Source organism: Serratia sp. H1w, assembly GCF_000633355.1.
GTDB lineage: Bacteria > Pseudomonadota > Gammaproteobacteria > Enterobacterales > Enterobacteriaceae > Chania.
Window position 1 is genome coordinate 23,394 of sequence record NZ_AYMQ01000082.1, and the last position, 24,433, is coordinate 47,826.

Consider the following 24,433-nt stretch of genomic DNA (forward strand, 5'->3'; position numbering starts at 1 on the left):
TGCGAAGCGTACCGCAACGTAACTCGACTCTTTGCAGCGAGTTCTGTGTGCACGCTATTCAGCTCACGCCCTCTTTTTTGCCCATCGCAATGGCGCCCCAAAGCACCAAAAACAAGTACAGCACGGCGGGGAACAAGAAACTGAAACGTAAACCAAAAGCATCAATCAGCGTGGCCTGCACATAGGGCATGATTGCCCCGCCAATCCCCGCCATCACCAGCACTCCCGCAGCAATATTTGCCAGTTGAGGTAGCTTGCCGATGCTATGACCAAAAATCACCGGATAGATAATGGCGTTGCCCAGACCTGTCAGCAATAACAGATAACCACCCGCCGAGTTATTTAATTTTACAGCCGTCAGTACCAGCAACACTGAAATTAACGTCACTGCCAGAAAAGCAAATTGCAGGCGAATTTTATGTGCAAACAGACCAAATATAAACCGCCCTATCAACGCCCCTCCCCAGTAAATAGCAATCCCTGCCGCGACTTTGTCCGTGCTCCACAGGGCAATCACGGTTAAATATTTCATCGCACTGGTCGCAATGGCGACTTCAACGCCAACATAGACAAAGATAGCTGCCGTGCTGAAGATAAACATTTTATGTTGCCATAAATCGGCAAAGCGCTGGCGAAAATGACCAGAGGCGGCCACATCGGGTAAGCGTAACAGATAGGTGGCGATAAGCAGTAATCCTGAAAATACCGCCAGCGATAACCATAACCACTTTATCGGTTCTTGACGATGAAGATAATCTATCGGGGAGTATTGCAGTAATAAAGCGATGAAAATAGGTGCCAGCGTTGCGCCCAATGAGTTTACCGCAGAAGCAAGACTAAGGTTGCCAACTCGTTTACGCGGCTCACTCAGTAAGGCTAAATAAGGGTTAGCCACCACCTGCATCGCCGCCACGCCGGTAGCAATAACAAACACGGCCAGCAACAACAACATAAAAGCGTCACTCAACAAAGCGGCTACAATCATCATACAGCCCAGTGCTGCCAGCGATAACGACGCCCTCAGCATGCTTCTGTAGCCATATCTGGCAATCAGCGTGGCGCAGGGAAGGCAGGTGCAGAAAGGGGCAATATAAAACATCGCGTTAATGATTATGGCTTGTTGCCATGAAATATGAAAATAGTTAAAAAAGAATAAAATCAAGGTGCTGTTTATGGCAGTGATATTTCCCCATAAAAAAAACACCGGTGCCAGCATGAAAAAATTTCTACCCATATTGTTTTTTTAATCCCTAATGTGGTAATTGTGATCGACTATTCATGCCCTCTGGCAAATTTGTGCTATTGTTATGCGACCGAATGAGGGGTAAATAATGGATCTGACCAATCTTTTCCGTGAAGTTCAGTTAAACAAAACAGAAGTTTCCGTGCTTCAGTACATCCAGTCCGACCCGGAGTCATGCCTTCGTCAAGGTATTCGCAGCGTTGCCGAACAATGTTATAGTAACCCTTCTTCTTTGGTACGCCTGGCTAAAAAGTTGAAATTTAGCGGTTGGTTAGAGCTGGTATACTTTATTAAATTTAATATTACCCTGCCAAAGTTGGATGTGACTAATGACATCAACTTTATGAGCATCCAGCCACCCGAGCAACTCGATCCATTATTGCAACGATTACAAAACGAACGGATCCTGATCCACGGCAGCGGCTTTTCCCAACTGATTGCTCAATATATTTATAATAAATTCCTGGTGATTGGCGTCAATGCCAGTCTGGCGTTATGGCCGGACTATGAAATTCTTGAACAAAAAAATGCCGCCAAATTTGACTCAATCTGGATTATTTCCAAATCGGGCCGGAGTTCCTCGGCACTGAGTTGGATCAACGCCCTAAAAGATAAACAAACCGAACTTGTCTGTTTCACCGGCGATTATCAAAGCCCGTTGGCCCAGGCGGCGAATACGGCATTCATCATTCATGATCCACAAAAATACGATGATGATATTTACTGGTCCAATCCGTTCTTCGGTTATTGTATTCTCGGATTTGAACACCTGTTAAAGCTCTGGTTCAGGCAAAATAAGTAACTTTGCGGCTCCCCTTAAGGCGGGCGAGTTCCGCCCACCAGTGCCACAACCTATTTCCAGTCGGTAAATTGAGGCCCACTTAGATAGGCGGTGACCAGTTTGTCGGCCAGTGACCATGAGCCGACCAATGGGTGTGCCATCAATGCGCGCACGGCTAGCGACTTGTCCTGCTGCAAGATGGCCGCAACCGCCAGACGTTCATACTCTTTCACGCAGGAGATCATATTCTTCTGTGCCGTAGGCACGTGGATCGGCGTAACGGGCTTCAACCCGTCTTTACTTAGGTCACAGCTGATTTCAATGACGTCGTCGTCACGTAAGAAATCGAGTGTGCCATTATTGGTCAGTGAGACGACGATACGCTTGGTGGTATCGCTATTCACCGCCTCAAGAATGTCCAGCGCGACACCGGCATAGCCGCCGCTGTCTGGTTCTTCAATAAACTGCTGAAGGGTCAAAGGTTCCCTGGTGTTGAATTTTTCCTGCTGCGATTCGTTTTGCATATAGCTGTTTTCGCGACGTAAATAGTGCTTCATCCAGATATCAAAAGCCTGAGCCGGGTTGGCTTTAACATCGATAGACCGTAGCTCATCGCGCATTTGCTGATTGATATGCGCAATTTGCTCACCACGCGTCTCACCCGACGCCTGAATGGCCTGCAGGGCCTCTTCTTTATAGTAGTAATAATAGAGATACTCGTTTAGCAGTTGCTTATCACACAGCTGCACCAACTCAGGCGAGAAATACTGCATCGCGGTTTTACTATACAGTTCTGGCTTGCTGATCAGGGTATCTGTGACGTCTTTGCCCTGAACGGTAAAGTGAGTAAACCAGGAGAAATGGTTCAGCCCGTAGCATTCAACCTGTAAATCATGCTCTGTGCAGCCCAAAATTGATGGCAGCTCACGGATCAGCTCCGACGGCGCATCGCAAATGCCATACACGCGGCGTTTAAAACCCGATTTGATGATCGCTTCGGTCACCAGCCCTGAGGGATTGGTAAAGTTGAACAGGATCGCGTCGCTGGCCGCATGCTCTTCAATTAACCGGCAGTAGTCGAGGATCGCCGGGATGGATCGCATCGCCATGGCAAAGCCACCAGCACCGGTAGTTTCCTGGCCCAGGGTATTATGATCCAGCGCAATACGTTCATCACGAATACGGCTGCTATCTCCACCGACGCGCAGCGTGGTGATCACGTAGTTAGCGCCCTGTAACGCGCTTTTTGGTTCGGTTGACAGGCTAAACTCGATATCCGGACGGATGGTTTTAAAGATATAGCTGGCGATTTCACCAAATATTGCCAGATTGTCTTCGCTGTTATCGAGGAACACCACCTGTTTTAAACCAATACGATGCGCGTTATAAGCCAATGATTTAGCCAGGAACGCCGAGCGAACGCCACCACCACCTAATACTGTCAGTTTCATACAAACTCCCAATTAATTATCAGCAAGCCAGGCATCGACTTTTGAGCGAACCTGCCCAACTTTGATACCATAAATAACCTGAACTTCATTTCTGTTACGCACCACCGCGCTAGCGCCTGTGGTTTTTAATACGCTATCGTCAACGTGAGTGAGATCGTGAATAACTACACGTAGCCGGGTAAAGCAATTATCTACCGAGACAATATTATCTTTTCCCCCTAGCCCTTTGATAATATCCCCAACCTGTTGCACAGCAGGTTTTTTCTCTTTCTGTACTTTTTCCTGATAATCTTTTTTATTGTATAGTTTTACGCCATCATCATCTTCGCGCCCAGGGGTCTTAAGATTCAGTTTAACTACGATGGTGCGGAATACGACGTAATACACAAAGAATTGCCCGATACCGATCAGAATATATACCGGCCAACGCGTTAGTGAAGCAGGCAACGGTAAATTATAAATGACGAACTCGATTAAGCCTGAGGCCCCCCAAGGCCGTACGCTAAAGACATCGCACAATGCCTGTGAGGCCGCGGTCAACGTCGCATGGATCACCCAAAGTAACGGGGAGATGAACAGAAAAGTGAATTCAATCGGCTCAGTGATCCCGGTAAGAATAGAAGTGATAATCGCCGGTAACAGGATGGCTTTCGCCATTAACTTTTTCTCCGGCTTGGCGGTATGATAGAAGGCCAACGCCGCACCGGACAAGCCGAAGATCGTCGTCATGCCTTGCTGTGCAAAGCGCAATCCCTCGTTCATCATCGGGGTTAAATCTGGGTGACGCATGTAAGCCAGGAAGATGGCCTGAGTACCGGATACCGTTTGTCCGTCAACGGTGATCGTACCGCCAATCTGCGTCAGTTGGAAAGGTGACCAGACAAAGTGGTGCAAGCCAGTAGGGATCAGGAATTTCTCAAAGAAGCCATAAACAAATACCCCGGCAACTCCGGCATTTTTCATAAAGCCGGTCAGGGTGGTGATACCATGGGTCATATATGGCCAGATCCAGGTAAAGGCCATAGCATAAATAATAATCACCGGGGTCATGACGATTAACGTCAGTTTTGCCCCACCGTACATCGACAGCGCACCGGGTAATTCAATTAGTGTGACTTTGTTATGTACCCAAGCTATGGTGCAACCCAGAATAATACCGAGGAAAACGCCCATATCGACAACCACAAAGCCCAGCAATTGGGTCTGCCCGGTACCATAATATTCGCCATTTATTTTTTCTGCGATACCGTGGGTAAACTGAAGCCAGGAGTGGTTCGCGCCAAGAAACATAATAAAGCACATCACCGAAACCAGCGCGACTTCCGTTTTTTTATCCTTTGCCAGGCCATAGCTGATACCGACACAGAATAGTAAACCTAAATTACCAAACAAAGGCCAAAAGGTATCGCCGAGCAATACGCCAAGATGGTGAAGGAAATTGTTTTCAGCAATAATATTGGGATTGGTTAGCACAGAACTCAATGCCAAGATCAAACCTATCACGGGCAAAAATAATACAGCTCCAATCATGGCTCTGGATAATTTCTGCATATTCTCCAGAGTCCGTTGCCGCAGTCCAGACATAGTCATTCCTCTAATGATAGGGCGTTATTGTCATTATATTGAACTTGCTTTCAGTGTATTGGTTATAACAATTGCGCTTTGCAAAGGGAACCTGTTGCAGAAAATAGGTACAAACAGCCACGAAATGAACACCTGTTTCACGCTAACCAGAGAAGTGACGTAGCGTCAGCCCATAGCTCGGCGACGTTCAGGCGGGCGCGGCGTGCAGCGCCCCTACGCTTTGAGATCGGCGTGGGTTGCTCAGCATTCTCATGCAGCCTCTGCGTAAATTTTCACCTTTTGATACGGATCACAATGTTCTGTCATAAATACATCACACAACTGCGGTAAAAATTCTGCGCTGCGCTAGCTCCGGCAGCAAACTGAAACAGTGATACAACTGATGATAAGCGTCTTTCAATCGTATAAAGCAGGGAACACCATGAAACCTAACCTTCTTGCCGTTATCGCGGCACTTTTAATTGCCCAGACCGCGCAGGCAGCTGAGATCTATAATAAAGACGGCAATAAGCTTGATTTTTATGGTCGTGTAAAGGCATTGCACTATTTCTCTGACGATACCAGCAACGATGGTGATAAAACCTACGTGCGTATCGGCTTCAAAGGGGCAACCCAGATTAACGATATTCTGACCGGCTACGGCCAGTGGGAATATCAGATTGCCGCCAACCACAGCGAAGCGGATGGCACTAAAGATACGAAAACCCGTCTTGGCTTTGCCGGCCTGAAAGTGAAAAACTATGGCTCATTCGACTACGGCCGCAACTACGGCGTTATTTACGACGTCGGTGCCTGGACGGATATGCTGCCAGAATTCGGCGATGATACCTATATCAAAACCGACAACTTTATGACCGGACGCGCCAACGGCGTCGCCACCTACCGTAATAACGACTTCTTCGGTATGGTTGATGGCCTGAAGTTTGCCTTGCAGTATCAGGGCAAAAACGAAAACGATGGTCGTGCCAGCAGCAAAGCTAACGGCGACGGCTTCGGTCTGTCTTCCAGCTACGAAATCATCGATGGCGTCAGCGTGACCGGCGCATACGCTTCTTCCAACCGGACTAGCGGCCAGAAGCAGAGCGCTTTCGGCAAAGGTGATAAAGCCGACATCTGGGCAACCGGCCTGAAATACGATGCCAACAGCGTGTATCTGGCTGCCACTTATGCCGAAACCCGTAATCTGACACCAATTTCCGGGACCGCAACCATTAATAATGCCGCCACCTCGGTCAGCGGGTTTGCCAATAAAACCCAGAACGTGGAAGTAGTGGCACAATATCAGTTCGACTTTGGCCTGCGTCCGTCACTGGCCTATGTCCAGTCTAAAGCCAAGGACATTGAAAATATCGGCGATACCGACCTGGTGAAATATGTTGATGTCGGTGCCTATTATTACTTCAACAAAAATATGTCTACGTACATCGATTATAAAATCAACCAGCTTGATGACAATAACAAACTGGGCTTGAAAACCGACGATGTCGTTGCCGTAGCATTGACCTATCAGTTCTGATTTACGCTGTGACCCATAACCACTACTGCAATTTATAGCTTCGGCTATTTCAATGTTCTTTACCGGGCGGCAACGCCCGGTTTTTTCATCATCATGCCTCTGCCGCAACAGCGGATAACATCCGGAAAATAGCGCTTAATACTTGCCTGATAAGGCAATCGCAGCTAGATATAGAGTTCCCACAGCTGCCTTTGGAACCGCCATGCCTAGCGATACCCAGTTCGAGTTTCATACCGCCTTGCCCTACAGCAGCATGCAGCTGGCGCAAATACTCAGCCACTGTTTTGAAAACTACATTGTCCCGTTTGTGATCGATGGCGAAACCTTTGGCAGCCGCTTTGCCGCCGAGGACCTCAGCCTGAAACACAGCATTATCGTCACTCACCAGTAGCACCCGGTGGCGCTGGCCTTGATCACACGCCGTGGCCAGCATAGCCGCGTAGCCGCCTTGTCTATCCGCCCGGAAATGCGTGGCAGAGGGTTAGGCAAGACGTTGATGCAACGCATTATTGCGGATGCCCGTGGGCGCGGCGACCGTCAACTGTCGCTGGAGGTGATCGCCGGTAATCAAGCGGCACTGGCGCTGTATCAACAGGCTGGTTTAACCATCACCCGCACGCTGTTGGGATTTCACGCCCCTTTGGAAACTCCTGAGCCCTCCACAGCCTTGCAAGAGATCGACCCGTTGGCACTTTCCCGGCAGATGATCACTGATGGCCAACGTGATTTGCCATGGCTGATCGCCCCAGAATCGCTGTATAAACTGCCCGGCACCCCGCGTGCCTTCACTTTAGAGCAACAGGCTTTTGCTTTGGTGATGCCGGGCGCACAACAGTGCCACCTGCGTATGATCTACGTGCCGCCAGCGCTTCGCGGCCAAGGCTACGCACGCCGTCTGTTGCAAGCGCTGCAAACGCAATTTGCCCCACTGGCGCTATCTGCCAACGTGTTTGTTCCAGACGACGTTGCGCCCTTCTTCCTGCACCTTGGTTGGCGCGAAGATCCGCTGCGACAGTTTGAAATGATGATGACAATGTGAACGCAATCCCCAGAACGGATCTGGGGATTGTTTTGAGGCAAGAGTTAAAGCAATGTGCGCAACAGAATAAACATCAGCATACTTAGCACCACGACCGCCAGCGTATTACGCAGGAATATGGCCAGGACAATGGCGAACAATGCCCCCCACAGATAAGGATTTTCAGGCAGGGCGCGACACTCATCTCCGTTGAAGGCGATGATAGGTCCGCAGATAGCGGTCAGTACCGCGGGTACCGAGAAGCTCAGCAGGGTTCTCATCCGTTGTGATAAACGTACTGGCAGGCTGGGTGCCAGAAAACAGTAGCGGTTGAAGAAGACGATCACGCCCATCAGCACAATGGTCAACCAGATCATTCTTGCCCCCTGCTGCACAGCAGCCCAACCAACATCGCCACCACGGTGGTAATAATCAATGCGCCTGGCACCTGATAGTGGTGTAGGCCAATAGACAGTACCAACGCCGTCACTACGCAGGCCAATACGGGCACATTACGCACCAGTGGTACGATAATGGCGATAAAGGTCGCGGCGATCGAAAAATCAAGACCGTAGCTGTCCAGATCGCTGACGCTGCTGGCCGCCACCACGCCGAGCAAGGTTGCAAAAAACCAGCTCAGATAGAACGCCAAACCGGCCCCGAGCGCGTACCAGCGGTTAAAGCGCGCTGGCCCGTGATCTCCCGTTAAGGCAAAGAGTTCATCGGTCAGCAAAAACGCCAGCGCCACACGCCATCTCAGCGGTAGCGGAGCAATACATTCCCGCAGGCGCAGGCCGTAGAGAAAGTGCTGAGCGGTAACAAAAAAAGTGGAAATCAGGATCGCCAGCATACTGGCACCGCTCTTGATCATCCCCATTGCCACCAATTGTGAAGCTCCGGCAAAAACGATCGCCGACATCCCCAGCCCTTCTGCCGCCGTCAGGCCACTCTGGATCGCCATTGACCCTGCCAGTATCCCCCAAGGCAGCACAGCCAGGCACAGCGGCAAGATCGCCACCGCCCCTTGCAAAGCCGGCCGCAGGCGCAACGTTGGTGGCTCCGTGAGTGTTGATTGGTAAGTCATTCTCTTCTCCTTCGATCGAAGGATCAGAATAACGCAGGATGGGGAATGAGTATTGTATCTATTTGCGCATTTATCTCAGCGACTTGACATAGTCGCCAGGCGTCACGCCAATGGACTTGCGGAAATGACGGTGGAAGTGACTCTGATCGTGGAAGCCACACGCCAGCGCCGTTTCCAGCACGCCGCTGCCCGCCTTTAGCATCTGGCGCCCTTTACGCAAACGCGCCTGGATCTGATAGGCATGAGGAGGCAAACCGGTGGCCTGTTGAAACTGGCGTAGTAGATAGTAAGGGCTAAGCCCGGCTTTCTCCGCCAATTCCAGCAGGGAGATATTAGCCTCGGGGAAGTCGTCCAGAAAGGCTTTGATCCGCGCGATCTGGCTCTGCGCCTTACTTTGTGCGACAGGTTCTATGCGGCTTTTTCCGTGGCGGAGCATTAACCAGGTCAGTGCAGAAAACACCAATGTCTCTTTCACCAGGCGATTTTCGTTACTGCGCATCATACCAAAGGCCAAGCGCAGTTGCCCGGCCAGCCCGGCATCCTGCACGACGGGATTGGGGAAGTACGGCGTGGCTCCAGCTACGGTTTTCAGATCGCGGGATAAGAACGCCAGCAACTCCGGTTTGGGATACATGGCCTGATAGGACCAACCATCCTCGCTGGCAGAACTGCCGGTATGGATATCATCGGAGTTAACCAGGATCACACTGCCCAGTGGCGCCACATGCTCACCACCGGTGCGGTAAAAACGCTGGGCCCCTTCGTCAATCACCCCTACGCAGAAACCCTCGTGACTGTGGCGCGAGAAGGTCTGGCGGCGATAGGTGGCCTGCAACACTTCCAGCCCGCCGAGATCGTCGACGTGCATAAAGTTAGCCTGTTCCTGACGCCCTTTCCGGCTCACGCTCTCTGCCATACTTACCTTCTCCGCTGAATGAAACGCATTCTAGCACTCAGCGAGATCGGGCGTTTGTACAAAATTGCCCATCTCACCCGCCCCTGTTCCAGACAACGCATACCGCTAAAGAGAATGGAGCGACATTTCCAAGACTTAACTTGCGTTTTAAATATTAAGATGACGATAAAAAATAACACTTCAAACTTACAGAGACTATTAAATAGAAAGTGTCACGTTTGATTATTTAAAAACAACTGAGATCAATCGCGAATGGATAAATAATAAACCCATTCAAAAACAGGCAATGGGGAAATGTTTCCCATGATAGATTATCGTATTATATTTATCGGACTACACATCTAAAAAACTGCATTTAATACCGCTCCACCCTATGCCTGAAACAGGGTGAGATCATTGCAGGTTAGCCGACCGCTGACCATAGGGATGCGCGATTGCGAGCCCACAAGGACCGGGTTACGGCGTGTCGGCGTTCTGCATGACTCTCTCCTGTTGTTCTATTCGGCACAGCAATTTAGTCGTTTCTATAAAATAGTAACGGTGGTTAAAAAAATGGGTATAAGGAAAAACATGAATAGTCTCTATTGGTTCGTCTCAGTCATCCTCGGACTGGTTATATCCTCAATTTTCCTGTCCGGCGCTGGGGTCGAGGTCAATTATTTCTACTCGGCCCCAGAGAGAATATCCAAACTTGTCGTTTCACTATTTTTTTCAATTTGCTTTATTATTGTGCTCCATAAAGTTATTTGCGCCATGTTTAAAACACCGCCATCCGCGGACAAAAACCAGGATGGCGGTTGATTAACATCGGTTCAGCCACCGTTGCTTTATCAAGAAATCGATGTGCTCGGAGAGTGGCTAGACTCCTCGGTTGGCTGGCTAATGGCCGCACTGCGCCAGGCGCTGTAGATCGCCAACAACGGGGCCAAGGCAAACAGCAGGAACAACCAATGAGCGGCGGAAGCTGCGCCCTCAAGGCCTCCCGGTGAGGTAAATCCGGCCAGATTGGTGACCATCCCCGCCAGTGCCGCGCCGAACGCTGTGGCAAACAGTTGCACCGTGGTAATAGATGCCCCGGCAATATCCTTATCGGCCTGTGGGGCCACCTGCAAAATACGCGTCAGCAGGTGTGGCCAGCCAAAACCGATACCGAAACCGACCAACGTCAAGGCCAGCACAATCGGCCCCAGCGCCTGCCACTGCCCGTTTGAAGGGACAGGCATCAGCACCGCCAACCCTAACAGGCCAAGCAGCACCAGGATCGGCCCGCTGACGATCGCCAGGCGGATCCCCTTCCCACGCCATCCAGAGCTGAGAATTTCCGACAAGGTCCAGCCAGCCGCCATGGTGGCCGCGATATAGCCGGAGATCAGTGGTGACTGACCATGCAGGGTTTGCAAGAAGTAAGGCACAAAGATCTCACTGGTCATGCCTATCACCAACAGGGTGACTGTGGCATACAGCGAAGCCAAAGCCGAACCACGACGCAACGCCTGATGCGGCAACAAGCGAGCGCTAGAACGCCCCTCACGCCGGATCAGCCAAATCATCAATAACAACGCCACAACAATACCGCCCACGTTAACCCAGCCGTTATTTGCCAGACTACCCGCCGACACCACCAGCACCGCTCCGGCCAGCAACAATAGCTGCAACAGCGGCAGCGGAGCTGCCTGCTGCTGTGGCTTCCCCTTGGGCAGAATACGGAACGTAAAGGCCGCGTACAGCACCATGATCGGCAACAGAATACCGAACGCCCAACGCCACGCATTCAACTCAGCAAAAATCCCTCCGACGGCAGGCCCCACCAGCGTGGCGATCCCCCACATCGCGGAGATCAGCGCCATGGCACGTGGCCAGAGTTTTTGTTCAAACACCAGGTTAATCATGGCGTAGGAAAGCGCAAAAATCAGACCACCGCCAAACCCCTGCACCGTGCGACCAATCAGCATCACCGGCATGGAAGGGGCCAGTGCGCACAGCATCGCACCCACGATGAAAAACAGCGAAGCCACCAGATAAGCGCTACGTGCCCCGTAGCCACTGAGCAAACGTGCCGACAGAGCCGAGCCTAATATTGAGGCCACTACAAACAACGTGGTGTTCCAGGCATAGAGATCCAGCCCGCCGATATCCTGCACCACTGAGGGTAAAATGGTGGTCGCGACCAGAATATTGATCGCATGTAAGGCGACGCCGAGCGACAGTGCGATGGCACTGGCGGCATTTTTGCCGGAAAAGAGATCGCTCCAACGGCTATTATCATCGGTTATCACGGTTATCGTCCTGTTTTCAGAGGAATGGCATTGAGTTGATGTTGCTATTAGGCTAAATTTAACAAGCAATATCTTGGAATAATTAAGGGCGAGGCGCTGTAATATGTCAAGAATTAACTTGGAAAATGGCGAATGCACCGCACATTCGGTCAGTGACCGCTTGCTGAAGCTGTTGAAAACCCACGGCCCACAGCAAGCCTCTGAGGCGGGTAAAGTGCTCGGCACGACCGGCGAAGCCGCCCGTCAGCAATTCGTCAAGCTGGCAAAAGAGGGTCTGGTGGAAGCCAGGGCCGAAACCCGTGGCGTCGGTCGGCCGGTACAACTTTGGCAGTTGACCGCCGCAGGCAACGCCCACTTTCCCGACGCCCATGCCGAGTTAACCGCCCAGTTGCTGCGCACGGTGCGTGACAAATTGGGTGAGCAAGCGATGGATCTGCTGATCGACAGCCGGGAGCAGGAAACCCGTATCAATTATATACAGGCGATGGTCGGTGCAACCGATCTGCGTGAACGGGTGGCGCGTCTGGCGGCGATCCGTTGCCGTGAAGGGTATATGGCCGAGTGGAGCGAAGAGAACAACGGGAAGTTTCTGCTGGTGGAAAACCACTGCCCAATTTGCACCGCCGCTGCGGTTTGCCAAGGTTTTTGCCGCGCCGAGCTGAACGTATTTACCGAGGTGCTACAGGCCAAGGTGGAGCGCAGCGAACATATTCTTACCGGTGCCCGCCGCTGTGCCTATCAGATCTCTCCAACATAATCCCTTGATTTTAGCCAGGGATTGGCGAGCATCATCCGGCAACACGACAGGATTAAACCGGCAAAAAAAGCATTGCTCATCGGCTATGCTTTAAGGTTTACTGAGTGTCCTAACGATTTTTCACCCTACCGAATAAAAACCCATGCTGAGCCAACAAAATCGTCATCTCCTGCCATTAGTGGGGGCGCTGTTTACCTTATATATTGTCTGGGGATCGACCTACTTTGCCATTCGAGTTGGGGTGGCAAGCTGGCCGCCCTTGATGATGGCGGGCATTCGTTTTCTGATTGCCGGTATCATCCTGTTCGTTTTCCTGTTGTTGCGGGGCCATGCCTTGCCAACCCTGAAACAGTGGGTCGCCGCTGGCACCATTGGCATTTTGTTGCTGGCCGTGGGCAACGGCCTGGTCACGGTAGCCGAGCATCAGGATGTGCCTTCCGGCATTGCCGCAGTGATGGTCGCCACCGTGCCGTTGTTCACCCTGTGTTTCAGCATGTTTTGGGGCATCCGTAATACCAAGCTGGAATGGATCGGTATCGCCCTTGGCCTAGTGGGCATTGTGCTGCTCAATACCGGTAATAACCTGGTGGGTAACCCGACCGGCGCGCTGCTGATCTTATTGGCCTCCGCCAGTTGGGCTTTTGGGTCGGTACTGGGTTCGCGCATTTCACTCCCTGCAGGGCCGATGGCCGGTGCCGCAGAGATGTTGGTGGCGGGCGTGGTGCTGACTATCGCCAGCCAATTGAGCGGTGAACACCTGGATAAAATGCCGAGCTTCAGCGGCTTTATGGCGCTCGGTTATCTGATTGTTTTCGGTTCGATGTTGGCGATCAGCGCCTATATGTTCCTGCTGAAAAACGTCCGCCCGGCGGTAGCAACCAGCTATGCCTACGTTAATCCGGTGGTGGCAGTGTTGCTCGGCGTCGGTTTTGCTGGCGAAACGCTAGGCCCACGTGAGTGGCTGGCGTTGGTGATCATCGTTTCGGCGGTGGTGTTGGTGACGCTGGGTAAATACCTGTTTGGCCGGCCGGCAAAGGTCCAATCCGTACAAGAATAAAGACCCCTGCGAAGCTGTCTCTTGACATATCACCTGCCCAAGAGACAGCAGTGACACCCTGCGTGCAAGCCTTAAGCTACTGCCTATGCTTGCGGCGAAAGTTGTGCCAAATCGTCTGCTGAAAGACCAGTCAATTTCATGACCATAGCACGTTCGAAGCCATTAGCCAGCATGGCACTCGCTATTTTCAGGACTGCCTCACGCCCTTCTTTTCGCCCTTCTTCGCGTCCTTTTTGCTCGAGATATTCTGCAATAGTCATCAAATCCTCCTCATGCCGTGGCGCACGACTGGCCATTTCACGGATCAACCGCTCCGGTTCGCTCGTACTGCCTACCTGCAACATGTAGTTCATCAGTGATATCAGTTGTTCTTGAGTCGTGTATCCGGCCAACAACAATGTGACCAGTTGCTCTTGTAATTCAGCCAGGTCACGCTGCCGCACGTGCTTTTGCAACAGCTCCAAAATGGCCATTCGGCGATGTTGCATAATATCATCATCTGGAATGATCGTAACATCAACCAACGGGAAATGACCCGCATAAAGTTGCCTGGCCATTTCGGGTTCGCTGAAATCCTCCAGCCAGCCCATAGAATACGGATAGGGCGTTACCTGCCCGTGATAAAAAAGCATCGGAATAACCAGGGGCAGTCGATCGTGTCCCTCCTGCAGATGGCGATGCATCGCAGCAATGGCATAGCGTACCAAGCGAAATGCCATATGCTTATCAGGGACACTTTGGTGCTCGATAAGAGTATAGATATAACCGTCACCCTGTTCCGTTTTCAGTGAGTAGATCACATCGGAGTAATAGGGGCGCAGGTTATTTTCGATAAAACTGCCGGATTCCAACTTCAGCGTGCGTAAATCACAACATTGTTGCAAGGCCGGGGGCAAGTGCAACTCCAAGAAATCACGGGCGGTATCGGGATGGGTGAGGAACTGCTTAAATACCGCATCATGTGGTGTAGGGGTGGTGTTTTTCATGTCGTTCTTCCTTGGACTTGACATAAAAAAACTACCACAGGCTATTACCGGTTCACATTACGGCCGCATGGGGTCTGGATCCGCCTCGCAAAGTCTTTTAATACCACATACCCCAACAAAACGAGGGTTGTTTCACCTGCCGAAGGGGCTATAATTCCCGCTATTCTGGACAACCTGCGAAAAAAATAATTATGCGGAAAAAAGCGTTTCTCATCGTCATCGCCTTATGCGCCTTCGGCTCTCTGGCCGGTGTGTTCCTGGCCGGGCTGAATATCTACACCCGTTCCACCACGCCACAAGAAGAGACCACGACTACCAACGACGCCGCTGCCGATAGCGCTCCAACGGCACCACTCCAAGCTAAATAATCCGCGTTATAACGCCGTTACGCCAGCGTTGGCCGCCAGTTGCTCAAGCTCGGTCACCCGCTGATAGGCGGCGCGCGGTACCAAACTGAAATCCCCAATTAACAGGCTTTCACTGGCCGCATGGTTGACCATGGCGTTGGCTGCGGTACGCAAAATGACCAACTGTGAAGGTGACGTACCCGCAGCGGTGATCAACGGCAAGCCGGGAACCGCAGCCGTACGGCCAATAATTTTCAGGCCAGCAACGGCCAGTGGCCGTGCCCGCTTCAACAAGGCAAAGCTGATGCAATCGATAGCCGCAATATCCGCCTGCCCATCCCGGATCATCTCCAGCGAGCGATAATGACTACCAGAAGCGATAGCCTGACGGAAAAATCGGCCTTCACGTGCCAACGGTGCAATCAAGGCCCGCAGGCTGTTATACCCCGACTGGGAATCCTGGCTGTTATACGCCACCACGCGATCGCGAAAATCCTCCAGACGGTCGGCCGGTTCTTCCTCTCGCACGATCAACCAACTGCTGTAGTTAGCTCCGCTGCACCCTTCCACGCGATAATGGTAAGTGCCCACCAACTGTACCTGCGGCAGTGCCGTCACCAGCGGGTAACCGCAGGTCTGGCTAAGTAGCAGATCCGGCCGCTGCCAGTGTTGCGGTAAATCCGGTGGCCAACTCAGCTCTTGGGGAACATCGACCATACCCAGTTGCCGCAGCTTATCGCGCAGCGCCTGCCAGAACGGTTCCACCTGTTGGTGGCTAACGCCATACATCGGTAAAGAGACTATCGCCATGGAAGTTACCCCGCAGAAGATGAGACAGTCAGCCGCTGTTGGCGCCAGGCAGTGAGGTAGCGCACCCAGCGTTCAAACAGCATATCGGTAATGATCGCCAACAACGCCACCACCACCGCCCCCTGGATCACATACGCCGTGTTGAAGCCACTCAGGCCAATGATGATAGGCGTACCCAACGTTTTGGTGCCCACCGTTGAAGCAATGGCTGCCGTGCCGATATTGATAATCACCGAGGTGCGGATGCCCGCGACAATCACCGGGGCCGCCAGCGGCAGTTCAACGCGCCACAGGATCTGCCAGCGGTTCATCCCCACCCCTTGCGCGACTTCACGCGTGGCCGCCGGAACCGACTCGATCCCGGTCAAGGTGCCTTGCAGGATCGGCAACAAGCCATACAGTACCAGCGCAATAATCGCGGGCTGTTCGCTAAAGCCCATCACCGGCACCGCCACCGCCAGCACCGCGACCGGGGGAAAAGTCTGCCCGACGGCAACCACGGTTTCCACCAACGAGCGGAATTCCCGCCCTGCCTTGCGCGTAACCGCAATACCAGCGGTTACGCCAATCATTACCGCAATCAGGCTCGAGATCGCGACCAGCAATAAGTGCGCCTCAACCAACGAGAAGAAGCTGTCCTGCTGATACACCGGCCGGTCCAGATCCGGGAACCAGGCGGCAAACAGCCAATGCAGATGGCTCATGCCAAAGACCAACGCCACCAGCAGAGCAAATGTCCACGGCAGCGGATCGCGCCACCAGCGCCTGATGTTCATGACAGGGCCTTTTGGGTAATCAAATCGCTGAAATGCAACACGCCAAGCGCTTGCCCCTGCTCGCCAACTACCGGTAAGCGTTCGCAGCCTCGGGCAACAAACACCGAAAGTGCCTCTCTCAGGCTCATTATGGCAGGGATCGGCTCTCCTTCCGCCTCGCCCGGCCGCACCCTTTCGGCTACCTTGCCCAACGCCAGCAGCTTGATCCCACGATCGCTGCGCCCGAAGAAATCACGTACAAAATCATTCACCGGGTTGGTCAACAACTCTAACGGCGTGCCCTGCTGCACCACTCGCCCCTGATCCAGCAGCACGATCCGGTTGGCCAGTGCCAGAGCCTCATCGATATCATGCGTGACTAGCACGATGGTGCGACCGGAAAGTTGATGAATACGGGCAATTTCAGTCTGCAACGAGGCACGGGTTACCGGATCGAGTGCGCCAAAAGGTTCGTCCATCAGCAACACCTCGGGATCGGCTGCCAGCGCCCGTGCCACCCCAACCCGCTGCTGCTGCCCACCGGAAAGCTGGTGCGGATAACGGCGGCGGAACAGTTCGGGCTCCAGTTGCAACAGCTCTAGCAGCTCGGTGACTCGGTCGCGAATGCGTGCCCGTGGCCACTTCAACAACTTTGGCACCGTGGCGATATTTTCTTCCACCGTCCAATGGGGGAACAGGCCGATCGACTGAATGGCATAGCCCATACGGCGGCGTAGATCCTGCGGCTTGAATTTATGGATCTCCTCACCAGCAAACCTGATCTTGCCTTCATCATGCTCGATCAGACGGTTGATCATCTTCAACGTGGTGGATTTACCAGAGCCGGAAGTGCCGATCAGCACGGTAAACTCCCCTTCCGCCATGTTCAGCGAGAGATCGTCCACCGCCGGTTTCCCCTGAAAAATTTTGCTTACCCGGTCAAAGTTAATCATCGGCCTGTCACTTCCAACATTGAAATTATAAATTTAAACAGCGAATCGACGATCACCGCCATGGCGATCACCGGGATCACGCCCAGCAGCACCAGATCCAGCGCGCTGCTAAGCAATCCCTGAAACACAATCGCTCCAAAACCGCCGGCGCCGATCAACGCGGCCACCACCGCCATCCCCACGGTTTGCACCGCCAGGATCCGCACGCCGGTCAGAAACAGCGGTAATGCCAGCGGAAGCTGCACGCCAAAGAAAATCTGCCCGCGCGTCATTCCCATCCCACTGGCAGACTCAATCACGCTGGCGGGCACGCTTTGTAAACCGGCGACCACGCTACGCACTAGCGGCAACAGGGCATAGAGCACCAGCGCCACCACCGCCGGAGCCATACCGATACCACTGATACCCAATTGGGCAAGCCACGGCCATGCAGCAACCAACCCGGCCAACGGCGCGATCAACAGGCCAAACAGCGCAATGGAAGGCACGGTCTGGATAATATTCAGCGTCGAGAAGATCGGGCCCTGCCAGCGGGTTGAGCGGAAACACAGCACGCCCAGCGGTACGCCAATCAACAAAGCCGGTACCAGGGTTGCCAGCAAGATAGTCAGATGTTGTAGCAATGCGGCGTCAAATACCTCCTGCCGGTTGTGATACTCCTTGAGCAGGGAAAGATGGTCCAACTGGTGAGTAAACAACAACAGCGCGGCAGGGAGCATGACCAAGGTATTACCCAGAATGCGCCACAGGTGCGATGGCGTGATGCGCGTCATCGCATCGGCGGCGATCAGGCCGCTCAACGCCGCCATCAGCGCACAGCCACTGCTCCAGGAGGTACGCGCCAGCGGGGAACCCTGCAATGCCAACTGCTGCGCGGTATAACCGCTCAACCAAAAGATCGTGGCGAGAAGCATGGAGGCAATGCAGGCAGTCAGCAACGCTCGGTAACGCGTGGGTGTCAGGAGGCTGAGTACGGCCAGAGCCAGCAAGGGCAACAGCAACCAAAGGGCTGGGCCATGCAACAGCGAAATCAGAGGGATACTTTTGCCAGACAGCAGGCGATTCGGGGCATAGCTGAGAAACGGTAGGCCAAAGGCCGCCAACAGCAGCAAAACAAATAAGGTCAGTAATACGCGATTCTTCAAAAAAATAATCAAAATGACTCCCGATGCCCCCCTCACCCTAACCCTCTCCCACAGGGAGAGGGGACTGAATGTGCGACAACTTAACGACAGTATTCGCCCTCAACATCCACCTCGTCGCAGATTAATTTCTGCACCTGAATGCAGCTCTGGGGTGAGAGGACTCCATCGTCGAATAAAAGTTACTTAATCAACCCTTTCTGTTTCAGGTAATTGACCGCTACCTGTTTGGCATCCTGCCCTTCTACGGCGATCTGCGCGTTCAGTTGCTGCAAGGTTGGGCCATCCAGCGTAGCGAACACCGGCTTGAGCAGTTCGGCAATATTGGCGTGCTGCTGCAACGTTGCCTCACGGATAATCGGTGCCGGCGCGTAGATTGGCTGTACGCCTTTTGGATCTTCCAGCGTCTGTAAGCCCAGCGCCGCTACCGGACCGTCGGTGCCATAGGCCATCGCCGCATTTACCCCAGAGGTTTGCTCCGCCGCCGCTTTGATGGTCACCGCCGTGTCGCCGCCAGCCAATGACAGCAACTGATCCTGATTAAGCTTGAAGCCGTAGGCAGTCTGGAAAGCCGGTAGCGCGTCCGGGCGTTCGATAAACTCCGCCGATGCGGCCAGTTTGAACTTGCCCCCGCCGTTGATCCACTTGGCCAGATCCGCCAGGGTTTTCAACTGATTGGCTTGAGCTACGTCCTGGCGAATGGCAATCGTCCAGGTGTTGTTTGCCGGAGCCGCATCCAGCCAGACGATTTTGTTCTGGTCATAGTCGAGCTTTTTCACCTTCTCAAACCCGGCCTGAGCGTTTTTCCAGGCAGCATCTTTTTCATCCGAGAAGAAAAAGGCCCCGTTACCGGTATATTCCGGGTAGATATCAATCTCGCCGGAGGTGATCGCGCCACGCAGCACCTTGGTGGTGCCCAGTTGCAGTTTGTTGGTGGTTTTGATGCCGTTGGCTTCCAGCACCTGCACGATGATATTGCCGAGCAACGAGCCTTCGGTATCAATTTTAGAACCCACGCGAACCGTATCGGCCGCCTGTGCAACACCGCAGGCCCCAGCCAGAACCGTCAATGCCAATGCCAGAAAACGCGCGCGTAATGGGGTAATAGCCATGCTTGATCCTCTTTGATGATACTTTCCGGCTATTTCGCCAGATCGATTGGAAAATCCTGAGCGGTATGGGTCCATCGCAGTTCACGTTGCGCCCCGGCACTCTCCTGTTCAAACGGGTGCACCTCAACCGTAATCGGCGTCACGGCATGGTCAACAAACCAGTTGCCGTAGCCCTGTACCACAAATCCCTGGCTGCGTTGTCGGTAAGCTTCACGTTCGGCCAGATAGACTGTTCGCAGCCCATACCAGGGTAAACCGGGTAAATCGTGATGCACTAAATGATAGTTCAGATTGAGAAACAGCAGCCGCCACGGCCAAGCTGCCTCATTAATAATAGAGCGTGCCTGCGGAGCTTCCACCGCACGATGCTCATAAAATGAACGGATCTTGGTCAATCCCAGCGCCGGGTAACTCACCGCCAGCAGATAAAATGCGGCAGAAATACCCTGAGTTTGCAGCCAGGCAAGCAGCGCTAACAACAGCGTAACGTGTACTAACCACATGGTCAACGTGCGCCAATCACCGGCCAGAATGGCTTTCAGCGCATCAAACAGCGTGGCGGTAATATCCCATGCAGGACCAAGGATCATCCTGCCAATCAAGGTATTACGTACCTTAGCCAGTAGGGGCAGCAAAGCAGGAAAACGTTGCCACTGCACCTGACTGAAATAGTAGCTTTCCGGATCTTCGGCAGGTTGGGTCAGGTGATCGTCTCGGTGATGTTTAATATGGCTGTCGCGATACAATCCGTAGGGATACCACACCGCCAGGGGCAACATGCCGAACAGTTGGTTGAGTCGTGGCCAACGGGTGGGATGACCGTGGATCAACTCATGCTGCAACGAGAGATACCAAGTGGTGGCCACCGTCAACAAAGGTGCGCCCAACCACGGGCCAAGCTGTTGCCAGTAATACACGATGCCGAACCAACTGCCATAAACCAGCAACATGATACCCCAGGTCGGCAGCTCCAGCCGCCAGAACCACTGCTGGTTAAGTTGTTGGATCCAGGCACGTTGTTCGTCGTGCAGATACTGGCTATGGGGTTTGGCTGAGGGCATTTTCCGGCTCGCTGGCGGCTATTTTTCTCAGTATCTGCGAAGCGGATCGGCGCTCAAAATAACAAAAGTGGCAAAGCAAAGTTAAAAATCAGCGGCTTGTGCAGACTTTAATCAACAAGCGGGTAAACTGTCGCGGGATTAACTCTATTTGCTTATGCAACGCTAAGGAAAAGTTATGCAGCTCACGCGCCACGTCAGGACAATGTTGGCCATGGCCTTCGCCACGTTACTCGCCCCCACCATGGTCTCCGCCACCCAAACCTTGATTTATAGCGATCATGAACCCCTAGGTGGCATGCGCACCCGCTTCATCCAGGAGGTTTTCTTCCCTGCGATTGAACAAGAGTCCCAGGGGCGGCTGAAGATAGCAGCACATTGGGATAGCAAACTCGCTACCGGCTATGATGCCCTCAGCGTAGTTGGCAAATCAGGCGGGGCGGATATGGCCACGGTGGTGCCCGAATACTCTCCCAACAAGCTGCCTTTGCACCAGATTTTCAAAAGTTTTCCCACCGGCCCGACCGGAGACCAGCAGGTTGCCTTCTTCCGCCGCGTTTATGCAGAAATTCCCGCGTTCCCAGCCGAGTTGGCGCAACAAAAAAATTCGGTCAATCTGCTGTTCAGTACCGGCTACCCGGTGGCGTTTTTCAGCACCAAACCACTAGATCGTCTGGAAACGATCAAGGGGCAAAAGTGGCGCTCGCCCAGTTTCTGGCACCAGGATTTTTTGCGTAATGCCGGAGCAACGCCGGTTTCCATGCCTTGGGGAGACGAAATCTACCAGGCGATGCGCGCCGGTACGCTGGATGGGCTGATGGTGAACGTGGACGGGGGTTATCAGCTAGGCGTTCATAAAGTGGCTCCCAACGTGTTGTTCTCCAAACAGCTTTGGATGGGGCACGTCTATCTGCTGGCAATGAACAAAACCACCTGGGATAACCTGGCGCTGCAGGATCAGCAGGCCATTCAACGCGCTGCCGCCACCGCCTATAAAACCTTGGGCACGGTGATGAACGCCAGTTTTGACGCGCAGGTTGCCGAGCTGAAAAAAGACGGTGTAAAAATCCGCACTCTGCAACCAATGGAGCTGGAGCAATGGAAGACGGCCACCCGCTACCAACAAGTTCAAACCGCCTGGGTGCAAGATCAGGAAGGAAAAGGCCTCAAAGAGGCGGGCTCCGTGATGGAAAAAGTCAGCGCTATATTGAGCGATTTCAACCAATAACCTACCGTTGATGTCGAGCCGGGAAGGCCAGCATGAGCCTTCCCTACCGTCTACTCTCCTGAGCCATTATCAGCGGCATAAGCCTGCAATCGCTCACGCCACCAGGCAGCAGCTAAACCCGTCGCACTTTCTCGCCAACCAAAATAGGCGGTGTCGCTGTAACGTTCCGTTTCTACGACTTTCGCCACCAGTTCGCCCGTTTTCAGGTATGGTTCGGCCAGGTAAACCGGCAGATAACCGCAACCTAATCCGGCGATTTGCGCCTGCAATTTGGCTTCAAAACTGAATACCGTCAGTTGATCCTGTTCATCCAGCACGTGCAGATTTTGCGGTGCACTCACCCGCGACGTGTCATGAACCACCACCGCACGATGCTGGCGGATGCTGCTTTTCTGCAACGGTTCCGGCTCGGCAGCCAACGGATGATTTGGGGCAATGGCAAACACATACTCCAACTGCCCTAACGGGCTGAAAGCATAACCCACGCGCGAAGGCGGCTCGCAGATCGCACCGATAATAATATCGGCACAGCCATGGACCAGCGCCTCCCAGGAGCCAGCCAGCACCTCGTGGCTAAAACGCAACCGGGTGTGATGGTGATGCTGGTAAAACTCTTCAATCAGCGGCAGCAGACGAGCAAAGGGAAACGATGCATCCACCGCAAGAGTGAGATCGCTCTCCCAGCCACTTTCCACATAGCGTGCCTGTTGCTCCAGGTCTTGCGCGGCACGCAGCAATATCCGCCCCTTTTCCAGCATCAGCTTGCCGGTCGCGGTGAATTTTGCCCGGTGACCAGATCGGTCGAGCAGCGTGACAGCCAGATCGCTCTCCAATTTCTGCACCATATAGCTCAGGGCGGAAGGCGTTTTAAACAGCGCAGCAGCTGCGGCGGCAAATGAGCCATGACGATCCAAGGCGTCCAGGATCAATAGCGCGTCCAGGTTTAATCTCACCCTTTTCTCCCGTAGATAAAAAAACTTAACAAGAAGGTAAAAATTCTACGCTATCTTTGAAAACGACACCTACCTACCATTCATTCCATTGATTCAGCGCATCTGTCTTATTCACGGTAATACTATTTGAAGGTACATTATGTCCAAGTTTCAACTGCTTGATCCGAAAAATTCCGCACTGATCTTTATCGATCATCAACCTCAAATGGCGTTTGGCGTGGCGAATATCGATCGCCAACAGTTAAAAAATAACGTGGTTGGGCTGGCCAAGGCCGGCAAAATCTTTAACGTCCCCACTATTTTCACTTCGGTCGAAAGCGAAAGCTTCAGCGGCTATATCTGGCCGGAACTACTGGCCGTGCATCCTGAACTCACGCCGATTGAGCGCACCTCAATGAACTCTTGGGAAGATGCCGCGTTTGTTAAAGCGGTAGAAGCCACCGGCCGTAAAAAATTGGTGATCTCCGCCCTGTGGACCGAAGTCTGCCTGACTTTCCCGGCGCTGATGGCTCTGGAAGCCGGTTATGAGGTTTATGTCGTCACCGACACCTCTGGCGGCACCTCGGTGGATGCTCATGAACGCTCCATCGATCGCATGGTACAGGCTGGCGCTATTCCAGTGACCTGGCAACAAGTACTGCTTGAATACCAGCGCGACTGGGCACGCAAGGAAACCTACGACGCAGTAATGGACCTGGTGCGTGAGCACAGCGGTGCCTACGGTATGGGCGTTGATTATGCTTATACCCTGGTGCATCACGCTCCGGCCCGCAACGCCAAATAACACCACTGGTTCACCTTAACTGACCTCATTCCCTTCCCGGCCCCGCGCCGGGATTTTCAGGAGCCGGTTCCATGCCCCATCAGCAACACGTAACGCTGGTGATCACTCACCATCTGACCCCCGGTCAGGAACCGGCCTATGAGGCCTGGTTAAAACGCATCATGCCTGATGCCGCCCAGTTTGACGGCCATCTGGGCGTTAACGTCATTCGCCCCTCGGGTAGTGAGCAGGCTTATACGGTGCTGGTCCGTTTTGATAGTCTGGACAATTTGTACCGCTGGATCCACTCGCCGCAGCGTATGAAATACGTTGAGGAAGTCACCCCATTACTGCAAGGCAGCGATCATATCGAGATCCGCCCCGGTGCCGAGTTCTGGTTCACCCCAGCCAGCGCCAACGTGCGACCTCCGGCCAAGTGGAAGCAGTTTTTAATCACCCTGCTGGTGATTTTCCCTTCGACCAATCTGGTGCCCTGGTTTTGGGGCAAGCTGCTGCCAGAGCTTGGTGGCACGCTGACCGGGCATTTACTCAATGATGCCAGCGTCGTCGCCCTGGTGGTATTCCTGTGGATGCCGCTCGTCACCCGTCTGTTTCACCAATGGCTCACACGCCATTAAAGGAA

The 24,433-nt window shown here is 53.1% G+C and carries 23 protein-coding genes and 1 pseudogene; 9 read left to right on the forward strand and 15 right to left on the reverse strand.

Annotation, left to right across the window (positions count from 1 at the left end):
* Positions 1-58: 58 nt before the first annotated feature.
* The gene (locus tag U869_RS0119190) at positions 59-1,216 is read right to left on the reverse strand and encodes an MFS transporter (protein ID WP_232785380.1); all 1,158 of its coding nucleotides are present in this window, start codon (positions 1,214-1,216) and stop codon (positions 59-61) included.
* A 115-nt stretch (positions 1,217-1,331) separates the two neighbouring features.
* On the opposite strand from U869_RS0119190, the gene U869_RS0119195 reads away from it, so the two are divergent.
* A complete protein-coding gene (locus tag U869_RS0119195) occupies positions 1,332-2,045 on the forward strand; it encodes a MurR/RpiR family transcriptional regulator (RefSeq protein ID WP_025120950.1) in 714 nt (237 codons plus the stop codon).
* A 50-nt stretch (positions 2,046-2,095) separates the two neighbouring features.
* Here U869_RS0119195 and U869_RS0119200 read toward each other — a convergent pair whose 3' ends face one another.
* Positions 2,096-3,475 (reverse strand): glycoside hydrolase, encoded by a 1,380-nt coding sequence (locus tag U869_RS0119200; protein ID WP_025120951.1) that lies wholly within the window; start codon positions 3,473-3,475, stop codon positions 2,096-2,098.
* Positions 3,476-3,487: 12 nt separating this feature from the next.
* The gene (locus tag U869_RS0119205; RefSeq protein ID WP_025120952.1) at positions 3,488-5,059 is read right to left on the reverse strand and encodes a PTS transporter subunit EIIC; all 1,572 of its coding nucleotides are present in this window, start codon (positions 5,057-5,059) and stop codon (positions 3,488-3,490) included.
* Between the two features lie 421 nt (positions 5,060-5,480).
* Here U869_RS0119205 and ompC point away from each other — a divergent pair, with 421 nt between their 5' ends.
* Both ompC and U869_RS29545 read left to right on the forward strand, forming a co-directional pair.
* Positions 5,481-6,575 carry a porin OmpC gene (gene ompC / locus U869_RS0119210; protein ID WP_025120953.1) on the forward strand — a complete coding sequence of 365 codons (1,095 nt, stop codon included), beginning with the start codon at positions 5,481-5,483 and terminating at the stop codon, positions 6,573-6,575.
* Positions 6,576-6,777: 202 nt separating this feature from the next.
* A pseudogene (locus U869_RS29545) lies at positions 6,778-7,614 on the forward strand (GNAT family N-acetyltransferase).
* A gap of 44 nt (positions 7,615-7,658) precedes the next feature.
* Here the strand turns inward: U869_RS29545 and U869_RS0119220 are convergent.
* The 4 genes from U869_RS0119220 to U869_RS0119240 all read right to left on the reverse strand — a co-directional run bounded on the left by U869_RS0119220 (position 7,659) and on the right by U869_RS0119240 (position 11,869).
* A complete protein-coding gene (locus U869_RS0119220) occupies positions 7,659-7,970 on the reverse strand; it encodes an AzlD domain-containing protein (RefSeq protein ID WP_025120954.1) in 312 nt (103 codons plus the stop codon).
* Positions 7,967-8,677: an AzlC family ABC transporter permease gene (locus U869_RS0119225; protein WP_025120955.1), complete on the reverse strand. Its 711-nt coding sequence runs from the start codon at positions 8,675-8,677 to the stop codon at positions 7,967-7,969. Before U869_RS0119225 ends, U869_RS0119220 begins: the two co-directional genes overlap by 4 nt.
* A 70-nt stretch (positions 8,678-8,747) precedes the next feature.
* A complete protein-coding gene (locus U869_RS0119230; protein WP_025120956.1) occupies positions 8,748-9,593 on the reverse strand; it encodes an AraC family transcriptional regulator in 846 nt (281 codons plus the stop codon).
* An 830-nt stretch (positions 9,594-10,423) separates the two neighbouring features.
* Positions 10,424-11,869: an MFS transporter gene (locus tag U869_RS0119240; protein ID WP_025120958.1), complete on the reverse strand. Its 1,446-nt coding sequence runs from the start codon at positions 11,867-11,869 to the stop codon at positions 10,424-10,426.
* Positions 11,870-11,972: 103 nt separating this feature from the next.
* On the opposite strand from U869_RS0119240, the gene U869_RS0119245 reads away from it, so the two are divergent.
* Together U869_RS0119245 and yedA are read left to right on the forward strand one after the other, a co-directional pair.
* Positions 11,973-12,626 (forward strand): metalloregulator ArsR/SmtB family transcription factor, encoded by a 654-nt coding sequence (locus tag U869_RS0119245; protein ID WP_025120959.1) that lies wholly within the window; start codon positions 11,973-11,975, stop codon positions 12,624-12,626.
* 142 nt (positions 12,627-12,768) lie between these two features.
* The gene (gene yedA / locus U869_RS0119250; protein WP_025120960.1) at positions 12,769-13,683 is read left to right on the forward strand and encodes a drug/metabolite exporter YedA; all 915 of its coding nucleotides are present in this window, start codon (positions 12,769-12,771) and stop codon (positions 13,681-13,683) included.
* A gap of 83 nt (positions 13,684-13,766) precedes the next feature.
* Here yedA and U869_RS0119255 read toward each other — a convergent pair whose 3' ends face one another.
* Positions 13,767-14,693: an Rpn family recombination-promoting nuclease/putative transposase gene (locus tag U869_RS0119255; RefSeq protein WP_369795066.1), complete on the reverse strand. Its 927-nt coding sequence runs from the start codon at positions 14,691-14,693 to the stop codon at positions 13,767-13,769.
* Between the two features lie 167 nt (positions 14,694-14,860).
* Between U869_RS0119255 and U869_RS32415 the strand changes: the two genes are divergently transcribed.
* Positions 14,861-15,037, forward strand: a complete 177-nt coding sequence (locus U869_RS32415; RefSeq protein WP_198530681.1) for a hypothetical protein — start codon at positions 14,861-14,863, stop codon at positions 15,035-15,037.
* 6 nt (positions 15,038-15,043) lie between these two features.
* Here the strand turns inward: U869_RS32415 and U869_RS0119265 are convergent, their stop codons facing one another.
* From U869_RS0119265 to U869_RS0119290, 6 genes are all read right to left on the reverse strand, one after another.
* Complete coding sequence (locus U869_RS0119265; protein WP_025120962.1) at positions 15,044-15,826, reverse strand: phosphate/phosphite/phosphonate ABC transporter substrate-binding protein; 783 nt, start codon at positions 15,824-15,826, stop codon at positions 15,044-15,046.
* 5 nt (positions 15,827-15,831) lie between these two features.
* Positions 15,832-16,602 carry an ABC transporter permease gene (locus U869_RS0119270; protein WP_025120963.1) on the reverse strand — a complete coding sequence of 257 codons (771 nt, stop codon included), beginning with the start codon at positions 16,600-16,602 and terminating at the stop codon, positions 15,832-15,834.
* The gene (locus tag U869_RS0119275; protein WP_025120964.1) at positions 16,599-17,534 is read right to left on the reverse strand and encodes an ABC transporter ATP-binding protein; all 936 of its coding nucleotides are present in this window, start codon (positions 17,532-17,534) and stop codon (positions 16,599-16,601) included. Before U869_RS0119275 ends, U869_RS0119270 begins: the two co-directional genes overlap by 4 nt.
* Positions 17,531-18,685, reverse strand: coding sequence for an ABC transporter permease (locus tag U869_RS0119280; protein ID WP_025120965.1), 1,155 nt, complete (start codon positions 18,683-18,685; stop codon positions 17,531-17,533). The genes U869_RS0119275 and U869_RS0119280 overlap by 4 nt, the downstream gene beginning before the upstream one ends.
* 173 nt (positions 18,686-18,858) lie before the next feature.
* The gene (locus U869_RS0119285) at positions 18,859-19,788 is read right to left on the reverse strand and encodes an ABC transporter substrate-binding protein (protein WP_025120966.1); all 930 of its coding nucleotides are present in this window, start codon (positions 19,786-19,788) and stop codon (positions 18,859-18,861) included.
* Positions 19,789-19,817: 29 nt separating this feature from the next.
* A complete protein-coding gene (locus U869_RS0119290) occupies positions 19,818-20,849 on the reverse strand; it encodes a fatty acid desaturase (protein WP_025120967.1) in 1,032 nt (343 codons plus the stop codon).
* Positions 20,850-21,024: 175 nt separating this feature from the next.
* On the opposite strand from U869_RS0119290, the gene dctP reads away from it, so the two are divergent.
* Complete coding sequence (gene dctP, locus U869_RS0119295; protein WP_025120968.1) at positions 21,025-22,074, forward strand: TRAP transporter substrate-binding protein DctP; 1,050 nt, start codon at positions 21,025-21,027, stop codon at positions 22,072-22,074.
* 50 nt (positions 22,075-22,124) lie between these two features.
* Here dctP and U869_RS0119300 read toward each other — a convergent pair whose 3' ends face one another.
* On the reverse strand, positions 22,125-23,027 hold the full coding sequence (locus U869_RS0119300; RefSeq protein WP_025120969.1) for a LysR family transcriptional regulator: 903 nt from the start codon (positions 23,025-23,027) through the stop codon (positions 22,125-22,127).
* Between the two features lie 139 nt (positions 23,028-23,166).
* On the opposite strand from U869_RS0119300, the gene U869_RS0119305 reads away from it, so the two are divergent.
* A complete protein-coding gene (locus U869_RS0119305) occupies positions 23,167-23,811 on the forward strand; it encodes a hydrolase (RefSeq protein ID WP_025120970.1) in 645 nt (214 codons plus the stop codon).
* Positions 23,812-23,882: 71 nt separating this feature from the next.
* Positions 23,883-24,428, forward strand: coding sequence for an antibiotic biosynthesis monooxygenase (locus tag U869_RS0119310; protein WP_025120971.1), 546 nt, complete (start codon positions 23,883-23,885; stop codon positions 24,426-24,428).
* The last annotated feature ends 5 nt before the right edge of the window (positions 24,429-24,433 follow it).